The 14404-nt window shown below is 31.1% G+C and carries 15 protein-coding genes; 8 read left to right on the top strand and 7 right to left on the bottom strand.

The genetic code is table 11. The annotated features are described in order from the left end of the window. Positions 1-45 precede the first annotated feature (45 nt). On the top strand, positions 46-900 hold the full coding sequence (locus tag ABI549_RS11310) for a S1-like domain-containing RNA-binding protein (protein ID WP_348076566.1): 855 nt from the start codon (positions 46-48) through the stop codon (positions 898-900). A gap of 75 nt (positions 901-975) precedes the next feature. Here ABI549_RS11310 and dnaN read toward each other — a convergent pair whose 3' ends face one another. From dnaN to ABI549_RS11285, 5 genes are all read right to left on the bottom strand, one after another. Next, entirely contained in the window at positions 976-2094 is a 1119-nt protein-coding gene (dnaN, locus tag ABI549_RS11305; protein WP_348076567.1) for a DNA polymerase III subunit beta, read from the bottom strand. A gap of 101 nt (positions 2095-2195) precedes the next feature. Beyond that, positions 2196-3875 (bottom strand): gliding motility-associated ABC transporter substrate-binding protein GldG, encoded by a 1680-nt coding sequence (gene gldG, locus ABI549_RS11300; protein ID WP_348076565.1) that lies wholly within the window; start codon positions 3873-3875, stop codon positions 2196-2198. Next, a complete protein-coding gene (gene gldF / locus ABI549_RS11295) occupies positions 3875-4606 on the bottom strand; it encodes a gliding motility-associated ABC transporter permease subunit GldF (RefSeq protein WP_348076564.1) in 732 nt (243 codons plus the stop codon). Before gldF ends, gldG begins: the two co-directional genes overlap by 1 nt. 32 nt (positions 4607-4638) lie before the next feature. Then, entirely contained in the window at positions 4639-4935 is a 297-nt protein-coding gene (locus ABI549_RS11290; protein WP_348076563.1) for an antibiotic biosynthesis monooxygenase family protein, read from the bottom strand. Positions 4936-4960: 25 nt separating this feature from the next. Next, positions 4961-5791, bottom strand: coding sequence for an SAM-dependent chlorinase/fluorinase (locus ABI549_RS11285; protein WP_348076562.1), 831 nt, complete (start codon positions 5789-5791; stop codon positions 4961-4963). A 96-nt stretch (positions 5792-5887) separates the two neighbouring features. On the opposite strand from ABI549_RS11285, the gene ABI549_RS11280 reads away from it, so the two are divergent. The 5 genes from ABI549_RS11280 to ABI549_RS11260 all read left to right on the top strand — a co-directional run bounded on the left by ABI549_RS11280 (position 5888) and on the right by ABI549_RS11260 (position 11093). Further along, positions 5888-6838, top strand: a complete 951-nt coding sequence (locus ABI549_RS11280; RefSeq protein WP_348076561.1) for a PhoH family protein — start codon at positions 5888-5890, stop codon at positions 6836-6838. A 136-nt stretch (positions 6839-6974) separates the two neighbouring features. Further along, entirely contained in the window at positions 6975-7787 is an 813-nt protein-coding gene (locus ABI549_RS11275; RefSeq protein ID WP_348076560.1) for an SDR family NAD(P)-dependent oxidoreductase, read from the top strand. A 239-nt stretch (positions 7788-8026) separates the two neighbouring features. Then, a complete protein-coding gene (locus tag ABI549_RS11270; protein WP_348076559.1) occupies positions 8027-9466 on the top strand; it encodes an alpha-amylase in 1440 nt (479 codons plus the stop codon). Positions 9467-9589: 123 nt separating this feature from the next. After that, a complete protein-coding gene (locus ABI549_RS11265; protein ID WP_348076558.1) occupies positions 9590-10537 on the top strand; it encodes a phosphoribosylaminoimidazolesuccinocarboxamide synthase in 948 nt (315 codons plus the stop codon). Between the two features lie 181 nt (positions 10538-10718). Continuing rightward, positions 10719-11093, top strand: a complete 375-nt coding sequence (locus tag ABI549_RS11260) for an ankyrin repeat domain-containing protein (protein WP_348076557.1) — start codon at positions 10719-10721, stop codon at positions 11091-11093. Positions 11094-11167: 74 nt separating this feature from the next. Here the strand turns inward: ABI549_RS11260 and ABI549_RS11255 are convergent, their stop codons facing one another. After that, positions 11168-11623, bottom strand: a complete 456-nt coding sequence (locus ABI549_RS11255; RefSeq protein ID WP_348076556.1) for a DUF1801 domain-containing protein — start codon at positions 11621-11623, stop codon at positions 11168-11170. 205 nt (positions 11624-11828) lie between these two features. On the opposite strand from ABI549_RS11255, the gene ABI549_RS11250 reads away from it, so the two are divergent. After that, positions 11829-12281, top strand: a complete 453-nt coding sequence (locus tag ABI549_RS11250) for a hypothetical protein (RefSeq protein WP_348076555.1) — start codon at positions 11829-11831, stop codon at positions 12279-12281. Between the two features lie 213 nt (positions 12282-12494). Here ABI549_RS11250 and ABI549_RS11245 read toward each other — a convergent pair whose 3' ends face one another. Then, the gene (locus tag ABI549_RS11245; RefSeq protein WP_348076554.1) at positions 12495-13583 is read right to left on the bottom strand and encodes a M42 family metallopeptidase; all 1089 of its coding nucleotides are present in this window, start codon (positions 13581-13583) and stop codon (positions 12495-12497) included. An 84-nt stretch (positions 13584-13667) separates the two neighbouring features. Between ABI549_RS11245 and ABI549_RS11240 the strand changes: the two genes are divergently transcribed. Next, a complete protein-coding gene (locus ABI549_RS11240; RefSeq protein WP_348076553.1) occupies positions 13668-14360 on the top strand; it encodes a DUF4294 domain-containing protein in 693 nt (230 codons plus the stop codon). Positions 14361-14404 lie beyond the last annotated feature (44 nt).

Raw genomic sequence — 14404 nt, 5'->3', positions numbered from 1 at the left:
AACTTCTAAACTTTGTACCTTTGCGCCTTAAGAAAACAGAATAAAATGATTGAAATAGGAAAATACAATACACTAACCATACTTCGTGAGACTAAGGTTGGATTATATTTAGGTTTGCCCGAAGAAAATAAAGATCCAAGTAAAGATATATTATTACCTATTAAATATATACCAAACGAGTTTGAAATAGGCGAAGAACTTATTGTTTTTGTCTATCTAGACCACGAAGAACGTCCTGTAGCAACGACACTTGAACCTTATATTTTGTTAAACGAATTTGCTCTATTACGTGTAAACTACGTAAACCAAGTAGGTGCTTTTATGGACTGGGGAATGGAAAAAGACATTCTGGTTCCGTTTAAAGAACAAGCCAGACCGATGGAAAAAGGAAAACGTTATTTAGTTTACCTTTATATGGACGAAAAAACAAACCGATTAGTTGCTTCAAGTAAAACCAATCAGTTTTTAAATAATGATAATATCACAGTCGAAAATGGAGAAGAAGTAGATCTAATTGTTTCTCATATTACAGAAGTAGGTATTAATGTTATCATTAATGAAAAACATAAAGGCTTACTATACAAGAATGAAGTTTATGATGATTTACGAACTGGAGACAGAATTGTAGGTTATATAAAAAACATTCGCCCTGATGGAAAAATAGATGTATCTGCAACAAAATTAGGTTTCGAAAAAGTTGAGCCAAGCGCACAAGTTATTCTTGACGAACTTAAAGCCAGTCGCGGTTTCCTTCGTTTAAATGATGATTCTCATCCGGAAGATATAAAAACGGTTTTGAGAATGAGTAAAAAAACCTTCAAAAAAGCAATTGGTACTTTGTATAAAGAAAAGCTTATTGAGATAAAAGAAGACGGAATTTATCTAGTAAAAACTTTGTAATAAAAAAAATGTTCAGCTTTTGCTGAACATTTTTTTTATCTAAAAATTCTAAGTTAGTCTAAAAATCTAACAAATCTAATTATTCAACATTACCGGCATAACTAGCATAGTAACTGTTTCTCCCTCGTCAAGACCATCAGCAGGAGTAAGGATTCCCGCTCTGTTTGGCATAGACATTTCTAACATAATCATATCAGATTGTAAGTTACCTAACATTTCTAACAAGAAACGTGAGTTAAAGCCTATTTGCATATCATCACCTTGATAATCACAAGTTAAACGCTCTTCAGCTTTGTTTGAATAATCTATATCTTCTGCAGAAATGTTTAATTCTGTTCCTGCAATTTTAAGTCTAATTTGGTGCGTTGTTTTGTTAGAGAAAATCGCCACACGACGTACAGAACTTAAAAATTGTGTTCTGTCGATCATTAATTTATTTGGATTTTCTTTTGGAATTACTGCTTCATAATTAGGGTATTTCCCATCAATTAATCTACAAGTTAAAATATAATTATCAAAAGAGAAAGTAGCATTCGAATCGTTATATTCAATAGTTACTTCTTCGTTTGAAGTTGCAAGAATTCCTTTCAAAATATTTAAAGGTTTTCTTGGCATAATAAAATCAGCTACTTGCGATGCTTTTACATCAGTACGAGCGTATTTTACTAATTTATGAGCATCAGTAGCAACAAAAATTAATCCTTCTGGAGAAAACTGAAAAAATACACCAGACATTACTGGACGTAAATCATCATTTCCAGCAGCAAAAATTGTTTTGCTCACGGCTGTCGATAATACTTCGGCAGGAACAATTGTTTTAGATGGTTCGTCTAAGTTTACAGATTTTGGAAATTCATCACCTGGAGCATAAGCCAATGCATATTTTCCTGATTGTGAGCTAATTTCGATAGTATTATTTTCTTCTACTGTAAATGTAAGTGGTTGTTCTGGGAATGTTTTTAGTATTTCCAATAATAATTTTGCAGGAACAGCAACGCTTCCTTCGCTATTAGAATCGATTGTAAGTGAGGCTGACATGGTAGTTTCTAAATCGGAAGCAGAAACTAACAATTCGTTTTTCTTTAATTCAAATAGGAAATTATCTAAAATAGGCAACGTATTACTACTGTTGATAACGCTTCCTAAAACTTGCAATTGTTTTAATAAATATGAGCTTGATACTATAAACTTCATCATCTTTTTTTTAAATTCTTCTGTTCTGAATTTTCAGAACATTATTATTTTTTACAAATATATCGTAAACTAATCAGTATTGAAAACATTTTTATCAACAACTAACGGCCAAATTGCCTTTTTCTTAAATAAGTAATCACAATTCCAAAAAACAGTAATAATACCAATGGTAATCCGACAGTTAGCAATTGAGTATAGGTATAGTTTTCAGCTACTTTTTCTTTATCTAATAATGGTAAATCGACTTCTTTACTTCTAATGTTAATAAGTCCGTTATCATCAAGTAAATAATTCACGCAATTCATTAAAAATTCCTTGTTGGCATACATTTTATTAGTCCATTTATCAAAACCTAATTCTAATGGTTGCCCTTTTTCATCGAGTTGGTTTTTAATAATATCACCATCAGAAACCACAATCATTTTAGATGGTTTTCCTTTGGCTTTAAAACTAGGATCGTTAAAAGCTAAAACTCTATTTTCGAAAACAGAAGAAAAATTTCCTTCAAGCAATACACTTACAGGAATATTTCCTGGTTGAAAGTCTTGTGGATTTGGCTTTTCGTTTACCATTTTCAAATCAATTTCAACTGGAGTTCCTACTTTTTTTGAATAAATAGAAGTCTGTAATAGGATTGTTTTCTTGATTCCGTTTTTTAGAGTATCAATAGCATTGGCAAAATCTAATTTTACACCATCAATATTATTTACAATTGGATGTTTACTTTCAGGAAAAATATAGGGCGAAAAATACCATGGATATTTCTCATATTGTGTCTGGTTTCCCTTGTTTCCAGATGCTAACGAAATAGGCGCGCATTGTATATCTTTTACCAATATTGGATTTATTCTGAATCCGTATTTAAAAAACATATCATTTAAACCCAAATCGAAAGGAAAAGCAAAACTTGTTCCTGTTTTATTTAGATTTTCCATATCAATATTTACGGTTTCTACCAACCATAATGTTTTACCACCATTGATAATGAACTGGTCTAAAACTTGTTTTTCTTCGTCAGAAAATGCTGCTTTTGGTTTGGCAATGATAGCTAAATCGAAAGTTTTTAATGCTTTTGCGAAAAGCACAGGATTTTTAGAAACTGAATCTAAAGGGAAAGGCGCAATAAAATAATTCTCGCGAACTGATTGTAAAAAGTCGGCTTTAAAAATATCGGGTAATTCGTTTTTGCCTTTTATAACGGCAATTTTCTTTTGTTTTTTAGTTGTTATTTTATGAAAACCATCAGCAAAAGCATATTCTAAATGTTGTACAGAACTCACTACTTTTTGTTCGGTTGTAGCTCCTAATTTGTTTTTTAATAATGAAATTTTAGTGCTTTTGTCTTTATAAGTCGCAATTGCCCATGGGAAAACCATCTCTTTAGATTGTTTTCCTTTGTCGTCAACAGTAATATTTGTAGGTGTTAATCCTCGTTGCACAAAAGATTCGATGATAGCATCGGCTTCTTCAGGATTTTCTAAAGGGTTTACAAATTGGTAAATTATATTAGGATTATAAGCCTTAAACTCATCTAGAATTTGCTTGGTTTCGTTTTGTAAACGTTTAAATTCGTGTGGAAAATTACCTTCTAAAAAAACATCAATATACAAAGGTTCTTTAGCATTTTTTATAATATCTAACGAAGTTTCAGATAAAGTGTAACGTTTGTCATGCGTTAAATCGAAACGATGAAAAAATTGACTCCCTATACCATTTAAAACAAGAATAATGGCAATTGTGAATAATAATATCTTATTTTTCTTTTTCTTAACTGGTATCATTACGATTTGTATGATTTTAATTTATAAACGGTAAACGACAAAAATAGTATAGTTATACTCACAAAATAAATAATATCTCGAGTATCAATCACACCACGACTCATACTTTTGTAATGGTAATCCATTCCGAATGATTCAATTATTTCGCCAAAATTGCCAAATATCTTGTAGTTTGCAATGCCTTGAAATCCAAAATAAAAAACAAAACACAAAAATACCGAAATAATAAAAGCTACGATCTGATTGTCTGATAAAGTGGAAGTATAAATTCCAATGGAAGTATAAGTTGCCATAAGAAATAATAGACCAAAATACGAACCTAATGTACTTCCGAAATCTATATTTCCTTCAGGTAATCCCAAATCATAAATTACTTTGACATAAACTAATGTTGGGATTATGGCGATAATTAGTAATAAAAAAGCACCCAAAAATTTTCCATTTACAATTTCCCAAAGCGATAATGGTTTGGTTAGTAAAAGCTCCATAGTTCCTTGTTTTTTCTCGTCCGAAAAACTACGCATGGTAACAGCTGGAATTAGGAATAAAAGGATCCAAGGTGCAATGGTAAAAAACGGTGTCATGTCTGCAAATCCAGAGTTTAGGATATTGTAATCTCCATCAAAAACCCACAAAAATAATCCGGTTAGTAATAAGAAAATGGCAATAACTAAGTAGCCTATGGGCGAACCAAAAAAGGAACGAAATTCTTTGAATAATATGGCTTTCATTTGTGTTTATTTGTTTATTCGGTAATTCGTAATTATTCTAAGCTTGCTAATTTATCGACACTCCAAGCTTCTGGTTTGTCGTTAAATAATTTTTTTGTAAATGTCCAAACATCATAAAATAATTCTGAGTTTCGGTAATTTTCTAAATCTTGTTCGGTTTCCCAATAACTATAGGTAAAGAAAATACATTTGTTGTTTTTGTCTTGATATAATTCTAAGAAACGATTTCCTTCGGCATTCCGTATTTTTTCTTTCATTAATTCGAAATTTTCTAAAAAAGCTGGAATGTTTTCTTCGTGAAAGCTTAATTTTACTATTCTTACGAACATAGGATTTATAATTTATCTTGTTTTTTTAAACTCTAAAATCAACATTCACCACGTCTCTATATTTCAATCCTAACAATGATTTTGCTGAACCAACAGTTTTTGGATTGCTTTTATAAATGGCAATTTCAAGAAAACCAGCTTCATTAAACATGGCTAACTTTTCGCCTTCATAATCTCTCAGTGTATATTTTTCTGATACTTTAAAATCAGAATAATTAGCATGAATTTTTTTGATGATTTTGGTGCCAAATTTAATCTCAAAATTGCGATTATTTCCAATTTCGGCAAACATTTTTTTCGAGATATTGGTTACACAATTCCCAAAATGATCTACATAAACCACATAACCTTTTATGCTATTCGAATCGGAAGCAACAATGGCTTGCAATTCGTTTACAATTTTTATAGCTGAAATCTCTTTTCCAATTACACTTAGTGACCCGCCTTTTGCAAGATGACAAGCTACTTTTACAAAGACATCTAAATCGGTCGAACCATCGGGTAAGCGATCATGAATGTTTATTTCGACCATTTTTTGAGGTACAATTTTCTGAGTAAGAATACTCAAAATACCATTGTCTGCACAAACAAAAAAATGATCGTTCCATTGTATGGCAATGTGTTTATTTTCGTTAGTTCGCTCGTTATCAATACCAATAAAATGTACAGTTCTTTTTGGGAAACTATTGTATGATGCGTTTATAACATAGCTTGCTTCAGAAATATTAAACAAATCTACATGATGAGAAATATCAATGATTTGAACCTCAGGGTATTCCGAAATTAACTTGCCTTTTAGAGCGCCAACAAAGTGGTCTTTCAAGCCAAAATCAGTAGTAAGCGTAATTATTGACATCTTTTTGTTTATAACTATTCTAGTAATGTTCCTCTAAATTTATTAAATTTGAGATATGCAAAGCTAACTTATTTTTTTAATTTAATCTTCCTGCTTTTGAACGAACGAATCATTGAATTACACGACATTGCTCCAAAAGAATTTTGGGGCACACAAGATGCTCATTTAGAAACAATTAAAAAGTATTATCCGAAGCTAAAAATAGTAGCGCGAGGAACAACACTAAAAGCCTTTGGCGAAAAAGAAGAGCTAGACGAATTCGAAAAACGCTTCAACAGACTCATGGTTCACTTTACACGTTATAATACGATTGATAACAATGTTATTGATAGAGTGATTTTGAGCGATTCTCGAGAAGAACAAAAAATGGCAGACAGCGATAAGATTTTGGTCCACGGAATAGGAGGAAAGCTCATTAAAGCCATGACGCCAAACCAGCAATTACTGGTCGATTGTATAAATAAAAACGACATGGTTTTTGCAGTAGGTCCTGCGGGAACTGGAAAGACTTATACTGGTGTTGCCATGGCTGTAAAAGCATTGAAAGAAAAACAAGTAAAACGTATTGTCTTGACTCGTCCAGCGGTTGAGGCTGGTGAGAATCTTGGTTTTTTACCAGGAGACTTAAAGGAAAAACTAGACCCTTACATGCAGCCATTATATGATGCATTGCGAGATATGTTGCCACCACAAACCCTCGAAGATTATATACTAAAAGGAATTATACAAATCGCACCATTAGCATTTATGCGAGGAAGAACATTGGATAATGCCTTCGTAATTCTCGATGAAGCTCAAAATACGACGCATTCGCAGATGAAAATGTTCTTGACACGTATGGGGAAAAACGCGAAGTTTATGATAACAGGCGATCCAGGTCAGGTCGATTTGCCACGAAGAACCATTTCAGGGCTTAAAGAAGCAATTCTGGTTCTAAAAGACGTGGAAGGAATTGGTATTATTTACCTTGATGACAAAGATATTGTTCGCCATCGATTGGTTAAAAAAGTAATAGACGCTTACAAACAGATTGAGAATAATGATTAAGTAAAGTCATATTTTAAGTTTTTTTATACCTGACAGGTTTCAAAAACCTGTCAGGTATAATTGTTTTAATTTTCCATCAAAACTTAATATTGCATTTTATTTTATGTAGTTTTACCAACATACAAAAAAAATAATTTTGAAGAACGTACTTATTACTGGAGCATCAGGCGGATTAGGAAAAGAATTGGCACTGCTTTTTGTAAACAATGGTTGGCAAGTTATAGCCACAATGATTTCATTAGAAGAGGGCGAGTCACTTCATAATATACCCAATATAAAGCCTTATTTACTCGATGTAACTTCGACACAAAGTATCGAAACGGCAAAGGCTGAAATTCTAAAAGATTTTAAAACTATCGATGTTGTTATCAATAATGCTGGTGTAGGTTACAGAAGTTTTGTCGAATTATCTGAAGATGATAAGATAAAAAGTATTGTAGATATTAACTGGTTAGGAGTTGTAAAAGTATGTAGAGCCTTTATTCCCGTATTTAGAGAACAAAATAACGGACTTTTTATTAATATAACTTCTGTTGCAGGTTTGGTCAATTTGCCTTTGGGAAGTTTTTACCATTCAACAAAAAAAGCGGTCGAAAGTTTCTCAGAATGTATGGCTTATGAGTTGATTGATTTTAATATCAAAGTGTGTACCGTACAGTTTGGAAATGCAAAAACTGATTTTCAGGCAAATGTTACAAAATGTGAAAAATCAGAAATTGAGTCCTATAATAAACTAATGGATAAGGTTACTTATTTATTGCACAAAAAAACAGCTAAGAATAAAGATTTATTGCCAACAATCACTCAAAAAATATTGAGTATTGCCGAAAATCCCCCAAAAAAATTCAAAAGATACACGATAGGTTTCGATGCAAATGCTATGAAAATTCTTCGATCAAGATTAGGTTACAGATTATTTAATAGTTTAATAAGACGTTCAGTGTTATAAAATAATTTTGTTTTTTCAAAAAAAGCAACAGTTATTAAATTGATAATTTATAAAATCTATAATTTTATTTTTATTAAAAAATCACTTGTATTTTTATGTATAATTAAAACTTTTCAACACTATAACGTTTTCGTTAGTGTGTTTAAAATCACTTTGTATTGAACGTAACAAAAATTATATAAATTTAGTCAATAAGGTAAAATTTATCAAATCAAAAACCAACTTTAAAAACTAATTTTATGAATAAACCAACAATTAAAATTTTGTTATTCTCTTTATTAATAGCTAATTATGCTTGTAATACAGAAGACAAATCACAAGACGAGGCATTAAATATTGCTAAACAAAGTAAAGTGATAAATGTAACCAAGCATGACGGACATCCTTTTAGTACGGGGAATATAAACACATCACAAACAAGTAAATATGTTGCAGGGCCTGGGGGAGGCGTAATGATGCAAGCTTTTTATTGGGATGTACCTGCTGGTGGAACATGGTGGAACACTGTTAATGCTAAAGTAACAGATTGGGCAAATGCCGGAATTTCATCTATTTGGTTGCCGCCAGCATCTAAAGCACAAAATGGAGCATTTTCTATGGGTTATGATCCAACAGATTATTTCGATTTTGGAGATTTTAATCAAAATGGTTCTATTGAAACTCGTTTTGGATCAAAAACTGAATTAACTAGTCTTATCACTAATGCTCATCTTCAAAATTTGCAGGTTTTTGCGGATATAGTCATTAACCATAATAGCGGAGGTCAGTTAGAAAGCAATCCCTTTACAGGAACTAATACTTATACTAATTTTAATGGAGTTGCTTCGGGTAAGTTTAAACGAACCTATAATGATTTTTACAAAAATTCATACGGGAATAATGACGAAGGCGCTTTTGGAGGATTTCCAGATCTATGTCATGCTTCACCTTATGTGAAAGATTGGTTATGGTTTAGAGCAGATGGTGTTGGGAAATATTATAAAAACACAATGAAATTTGATGGTTGGCGTTTCGATTATGTAAAAGGTTTTGGTCCTTGGGTTGTTAATCAGTGGAATGCAAATGTTGGAGGTTTTTCAGTTGGAGAATATTGGGATTCGAATGTAAACACTTTAGAATGGTGGGCTAATAATGCCAATAGTTCTGTTTTCGATTTTGCATGTTATTATAAAATGCATGATGCTTTCGACGGAAATAATTTAGCTCTTTTGAATGATGATATGATGTGGAAAAGAAACCCTTATAAAGCAGTAACTTTTGTTTCTAATCACGATACAAACGAAATTTGGAAAAAGAATTTAGCTTATGCTTATATTTTAACTCACGAAGGATATCCAACAATTTTTTATAGAGATTACGAAGAGTGGTTAGACAAATCAAAATTGAACAACTTAATTTGGATTCATAATAATAAAGCAACAGGAAATACATCAATTTTATATTCAGATAATGATGAGTATGTTGCAAGAAGAAATGGTTATAACGGCAATCCAGGTTTAATAGTTTATCTTAATAATTCTGCATCATGGCAAGAAAGATGGGTTCCTACAAACTGGAGCAATGCGCAAATTAAAGATTTTACAGGACAATCTAATTGGTTGCCAACCACACAAGGTGATAGCTGGGTGAAAATACAATGTCCGCCTAATAGTTATTCAGTTTGGTCTATAAATATGTAAACTCTAAATAGTTCTATTAAAAGCTGTTCTCACTAAGAGCAGCTTTTTTTTATAGATAAAAATCACGATTCTTTTGACAATATTCATAAAACAAACTATTTTTGCGGAAACAACAACACAACGATGAACACAATTACAACTACAAATTTTAATTTCCCAAATCAAAAAACTGTTTATCGAGGCAAAGTAAGAGAAGTTTACAATATAAATGAGGAACTTTTAGTTATGGTCGCTACCGATAGATTATCTGCTTTTGATGTCGTTTTACCAGAAGGAATTCCTTATAAAGGGCAAATTTTAAATCAAATTGCCACTAAGTTTATGGAACTCACGCAAGATATTGTTCCAAATTGGCTTATTGCGACACCAGATCCAAATGTAGCTGTCGGACATTTATGTGATCCATTTAAGGTAGAAATGGTTATTCGTGGTTATCTTTCAGGTCACGCAGCCAGAGAATATGCTTTAGGAAAAAGAATAATTTGTGGCGTAACAATGGTTGAAGGATTGAAAGAGAACGATAAGTTTCCCACACCAATAATTACACCAACTACAAAAGCAGATAATGGCTCTCATGATGAAGATATTTCCCGTGAAGACATTTTAGCAAAAAATATTGTATCTGAAGAAGATTATTTAGTTTTAGAAAAATACACTAGAGATTTATACCAACGAGGAACTGAAATTGCAGCTTCACGCGGATTAATTCTTGTTGACACTAAATATGAATTTGGTAAAACCAAGGAAGGAAAAATTGTTCTTATTGATGAGATTCACACGCCAGATTCTTCTCGTTATTTTTATGCCGATGGTTATCAGGAAAGACAAGATAAGAATGAAGAACAAAAACAATTATCAAAAGAATTTGTGCGTCGTTGGTTAATAGGAAACGGTTTTCAAGGACAAGAAGGGCAACAAATACCAGATATGTCTAATGAATATATTATATCAGTCTCAGAACGTTACATCGAATTGTATGAAAATATTTTAGGAGAAAAATTCGTAAAAGCAGATATATCAAATATTAATGAAAGAATTGAAAAGAATGTTTTGAGTTTTTTAAACCAATAAATTAACTATCTTTTAATCATATACTAACCACGTTTTTACGTGGTTTTTCTTTCTTTGTACAAGAAATTAAAAGTTTCTCTTGTTCAAATAAATGTTAAATATATGTTAGAGTTTTAAAAAGGTTGTAACGTATATAATTTCTAAACGTCTTATTAGTAATCATTAATTAAAAATAATCATCATGAAAAAAACAATCATTATTTTAGGAGTAGCTCTAGTAGCTTTTGCAAATGACTCATTTGCATCAAATTCAAATGTTTCAAGCAAAATCAATGTAGAAACTATTTTTAGTCCAACACCACTTTGCACTGCAATTATTAAAGGAGATTTAGAAACTATCAAAAAATTTATTGAATACGGAGAAGATGTAAATCAAACTTCTGATGGTATGACTCCATTAATGTTAGCAGCACGTTATAATAAAGTAGAAATCGTAAAATTTTTACTGGATAAAGGTGCAATAATTGATATAAAAAGCGAAAAAGGTTATACCGCTTTAAATTATGCTCAAATGTCTAAAGCGATTGATGTATTAGATTTACTTAAAAAAGCGTAATGAAAAAATAAAAAAACGCCTTGCTAATTTTAGCAAGGCGTTTTTTTATTTGATGATTTTTATAATTTTAAAGACTACTTTTTTAAAAGCGATTCATAATTAGTCACATAATCATTAACAGATATTTTTGTCATTAATTCTCCAATTAATTCAAAAGGTATGCCGTCTGATTTTTTGAAACGGATGCAACTTTTCCCCATATCCAGTTTGTATTTGCTATGTTTAGGAAATTCAGTAGTAAACCATTCTAATAGTTTAGGGTTTGAGTAAATCCCCATATGGTATAATGCAATGAAGTTTTTTTGTGATGCAATAGCTGTAAATGACAAAGGCAATTTTGGGTCACAATGATAACCTTTTGGATAAATAGAATGAGGAACAACATAACCAACCATTCCGTAAATCATACATTCTTCGAAACCTTTTGGAATATTTTCTAAAATAGTTTTTCGAAGTTTATTAAAAGCTTGTTGTCTTTCTTCAGGAATTTCATTTAGATATTCAGATACATTTTTTGCTTTCGATTGCATTTCAAGAATTATTTTATGTAAAGTTAATATTTTCTGCGATGTAAAATTAATAAAAACATATCTCCTTTCTCCTTTTTAGCACTCAAAAAGTTAATATTATCTTAAATTTTAATACTATGCAATACAAGATACCTTCTTTTAGATATATATTTGCATAGAATATTAGTAGGTATAAAAACAAAATATATTTTAAAAATTAATCATCATGAAAAAATCAATCATTTATTTAGGAATCCTTGTAATCTCTTTTTCAAGTTTTACAGTAAGATCAAATCAGTTTAACAACAAGTTTATCACTAACTATATAGCGTTAAATAGTGAAATAGTCAATCAAGAAAATTTAATTACTTCGGTTGGTGGTATCAATAAAATAAAGTCAGAAAAAATTTATTACAAAGTAAAAGATTCAACACTTTTAGACATTAATACTATTTTTGGATCTCATTACGAAAAATCGATTGACGAAATAATCATTGAAAACAATAGTATTATTGGAACTCAAATTGAAAAACCTGAGTACCTTGTTTATTTTGCAATAATCAATAATGAAGTTATAGATATTTCTATAGATAATGTACAATTTGTTTCACTAAACAAATCAATAGATGATATAATTGCTGAAGATAAAGAGATTACTGAGAGCGATTTACTAAAATAAGGTTAGCTATAAATTTGAAAAAATCTCGATTTATTAGTTCTATTAAATTTTTTAGAATAGCATCTTATCGAATAAGTGTATTACTAACAAAAAGCCGAAATTCAATTTAGAATTTCGGCTTTTTTTAGCCCCGATAGCAGTGGAAATCCTTTTGCTTTTTTCTTTATAAAAGCAAAAGATTGTAACAAATAGCGGGATTAGCTCCTGAAAAAACTATTTAAAATAAGAGAAGGTTTCGTTATTTTCTATTTTTAATAATGTTTCATAGATCAATTTAATCACATTTTCTACGTCATCGCGATGCACCATCTCGACAGTAGTATGCATATATCGTAGAGGCAACGAGATTAATGCCGAAGCCACACCTCCATTACTGTAAGCAAAAGCATCAGTGTCGGTTCCTGTAACACGAGAGGAAGCCAATCGCTGAAAAGGAATTTTGTTTTTCTCAGCAGTATCTATAATCAGTTCGCGTAAATTATTTTGTACCGCAGGAGCATAAGTTACGACTGGGCCTTTACCTATTTTAGTTTCACCTTCTATTTTTTTATCAATCATTGGTGTGGTTGTATCATGACATACATCAGTCACAATGGCAACATTAGGCTTAATAGTTTGTGTAATCATTTCGGCACCACGAAGACCCACTTCTTCTTGAACAGCATTTACAATATACAATCCAAAAGGTAATTTCTTTTTGTTTTCATGAAGCAAACGGGCCACTTCAGCAATCATAAATCCTCCCATACGATTATCTATAGCGCGACAAACAAATTTATCATGGTTCAGAATCATAAATTCATCAGGATAAGTAATGACACAACCTACATGAATACCTAATTTTTCAACTTCATCTTTTGTCATACACCCACAATCGATAAAAATATTATCTATTCTAGTGACTTCTTCTTTACCACGATTACGAGTATGAATCGCTGGCCAACCAAAAACACCTTTTACAATCCCATTTTTTGTATGAATGTTTACACGTTTCGATGGCGCAATCTGATGATCAGAACCTCCGTTACGAATTACATATATTAATCCGTCATCGGTAATATAATTTACATACCAAGCAATTTCATCAGCATGACCTTCAATAACGACCTTATATTTAGCTTCCGGATTTATAACCCCAACTGCAGTTCCGTAAGTATCGGTAATAAAAGTATCCACATATGGTTTCAAATAATCCATCCACAATTTTTGCCCTTCACTTTCAAAACCAGTAGGTGAGGCATTATTTAAATAATTCTCTAAAAAATCAAGAGATGACTTTTTTAATATAGATTTCGTGCTCATAAAAATATTTTTTGCTAAATTATAAATTTGGCATAACAGTTGTACAATAATTATATATTTTTGATAAAAAATTAGTTGAATAAAATGAAATACACACTCACTCTAATAATAATTTGTTTTATAACAACCATTTCACTTGGTCAAGTTAAAAAAAACGATACAATTGAAGTTGAAAAACCTTTAATTGGAATTGATACAGTCGCAAAAATCCCAATTGAGCTGGAAGAAGTTTATATCTCTAATAGATATGATATAAAATCTGCTGAGGAAAGAAAAAGATTTCTAATACTTCAACGTCGTGTACTCAAGGTATATCCTTATGCAAAAATTGCTGCAGATAGACTAACGGCACTTAATATTGGAATGAAAGAGCTAAAATCCGAAAGAGACAAACGAAAATACTTCAAGCTAGTGGAAAACTATCTAACAAACGAATTTGAAGCGCAACTTAAAAAACTCAGTCGCAAAGATGGGCAAGTGTTAGTAAAACTAATAGACAGACAAACAGGATCAACCACTTTCGATTTGATTAAAGAATTAAAAAGCGGTTGGAAAGCCTTTTGGTCTAACAATACCGCAAGATTATTCGACATAAACCTCAAAACCAAATACGATCCTTATACAGTTGCCGAAGATCTTACTATTGAAGGAATATTGTACAAATCATTTATTGACGGAAGGTTACCGAAACAAGCTGCGAAAAATGATGTAAAGTATATTATATATGTAAAAGCCTGGAAAGAATCCCATAAGCCACTTACAACAGAAGAAAAATAAATGAAAAATGCATTTATACATATATAGTGTATTTTTCAATTTTG

Origin of the sequence: Flavobacterium sp., assembly GCF_039932285.1 — a bacterium.
In the GTDB taxonomy this organism is placed as follows: domain Bacteria; phylum Bacteroidota; class Bacteroidia; order Flavobacteriales; family Flavobacteriaceae; genus Flavobacterium.
Note: the sequence above shows the minus strand (reverse complement) of the source record. Positions and strands in the feature narration are given on the sequence as shown.

Bases quoted from the DNA above. Each gene is read 5' to 3' on its own strand.
- ABI549_RS11310 (WP_348076566.1), top strand. From the start codon at position 46: ATGATTGAAATAGGAAAATACAATACACTAACCATACTTCGTGAGACT.
- dnaN (WP_348076567.1), bottom strand. From the start codon at position 2,094: ATGAAGTTTATAGTATCAAGCTCATATTTATTAAAACAATTGCAAGTT.
- gldG (WP_348076565.1), bottom strand. From the start codon at position 3,875: ATGATACCAGTTAAGAAAAAGAAAAATAAGATATTATTATTCACAATT.
- gldF (WP_348076564.1), bottom strand. From the start codon at position 4,606: ATGAAAGCCATATTATTCAAAGAATTTCGTTCCTTTTTTGGTTCGCCC.
- ABI549_RS11290 (WP_348076563.1), bottom strand. From the start codon at position 4,935: ATGTTCGTAAGAATAGTAAAATTAAGCTTTCACGAAGAAAACATTCCA.
- ABI549_RS11285 (WP_348076562.1), bottom strand. From the start codon at position 5,791: ATGTCAATAATTACGCTTACTACTGATTTTGGCTTGAAAGACCACTTT.
- ABI549_RS11270 (WP_348076559.1), top strand. From the start codon at position 8,027: ATGAATAAACCAACAATTAAAATTTTGTTATTCTCTTTATTAATAGCT.
- ABI549_RS11265 (WP_348076558.1), top strand. From the start codon at position 9,590: ATGAACACAATTACAACTACAAATTTTAATTTCCCAAATCAAAAAACT.
- ABI549_RS11260 (WP_348076557.1), top strand. From the start codon at position 10,719: ATGAAAAAAACAATCATTATTTTAGGAGTAGCTCTAGTAGCTTTTGCA.
- ABI549_RS11255 (WP_348076556.1), bottom strand. From the start codon at position 11,623: ATGCAATCGAAAGCAAAAAATGTATCTGAATATCTAAATGAAATTCCT.
- ABI549_RS11250 (WP_348076555.1), top strand. From the start codon at position 11,829: ATGAAAAAATCAATCATTTATTTAGGAATCCTTGTAATCTCTTTTTCA.
- ABI549_RS11245 (WP_348076554.1), bottom strand. From the start codon at position 13,583: ATGAGCACGAAATCTATATTAAAAAAGTCATCTCTTGATTTTTTAGAG.
- ABI549_RS11240 (WP_348076553.1), top strand. From the start codon at position 13,668: ATGAAATACACACTCACTCTAATAATAATTTGTTTTATAACAACCATT.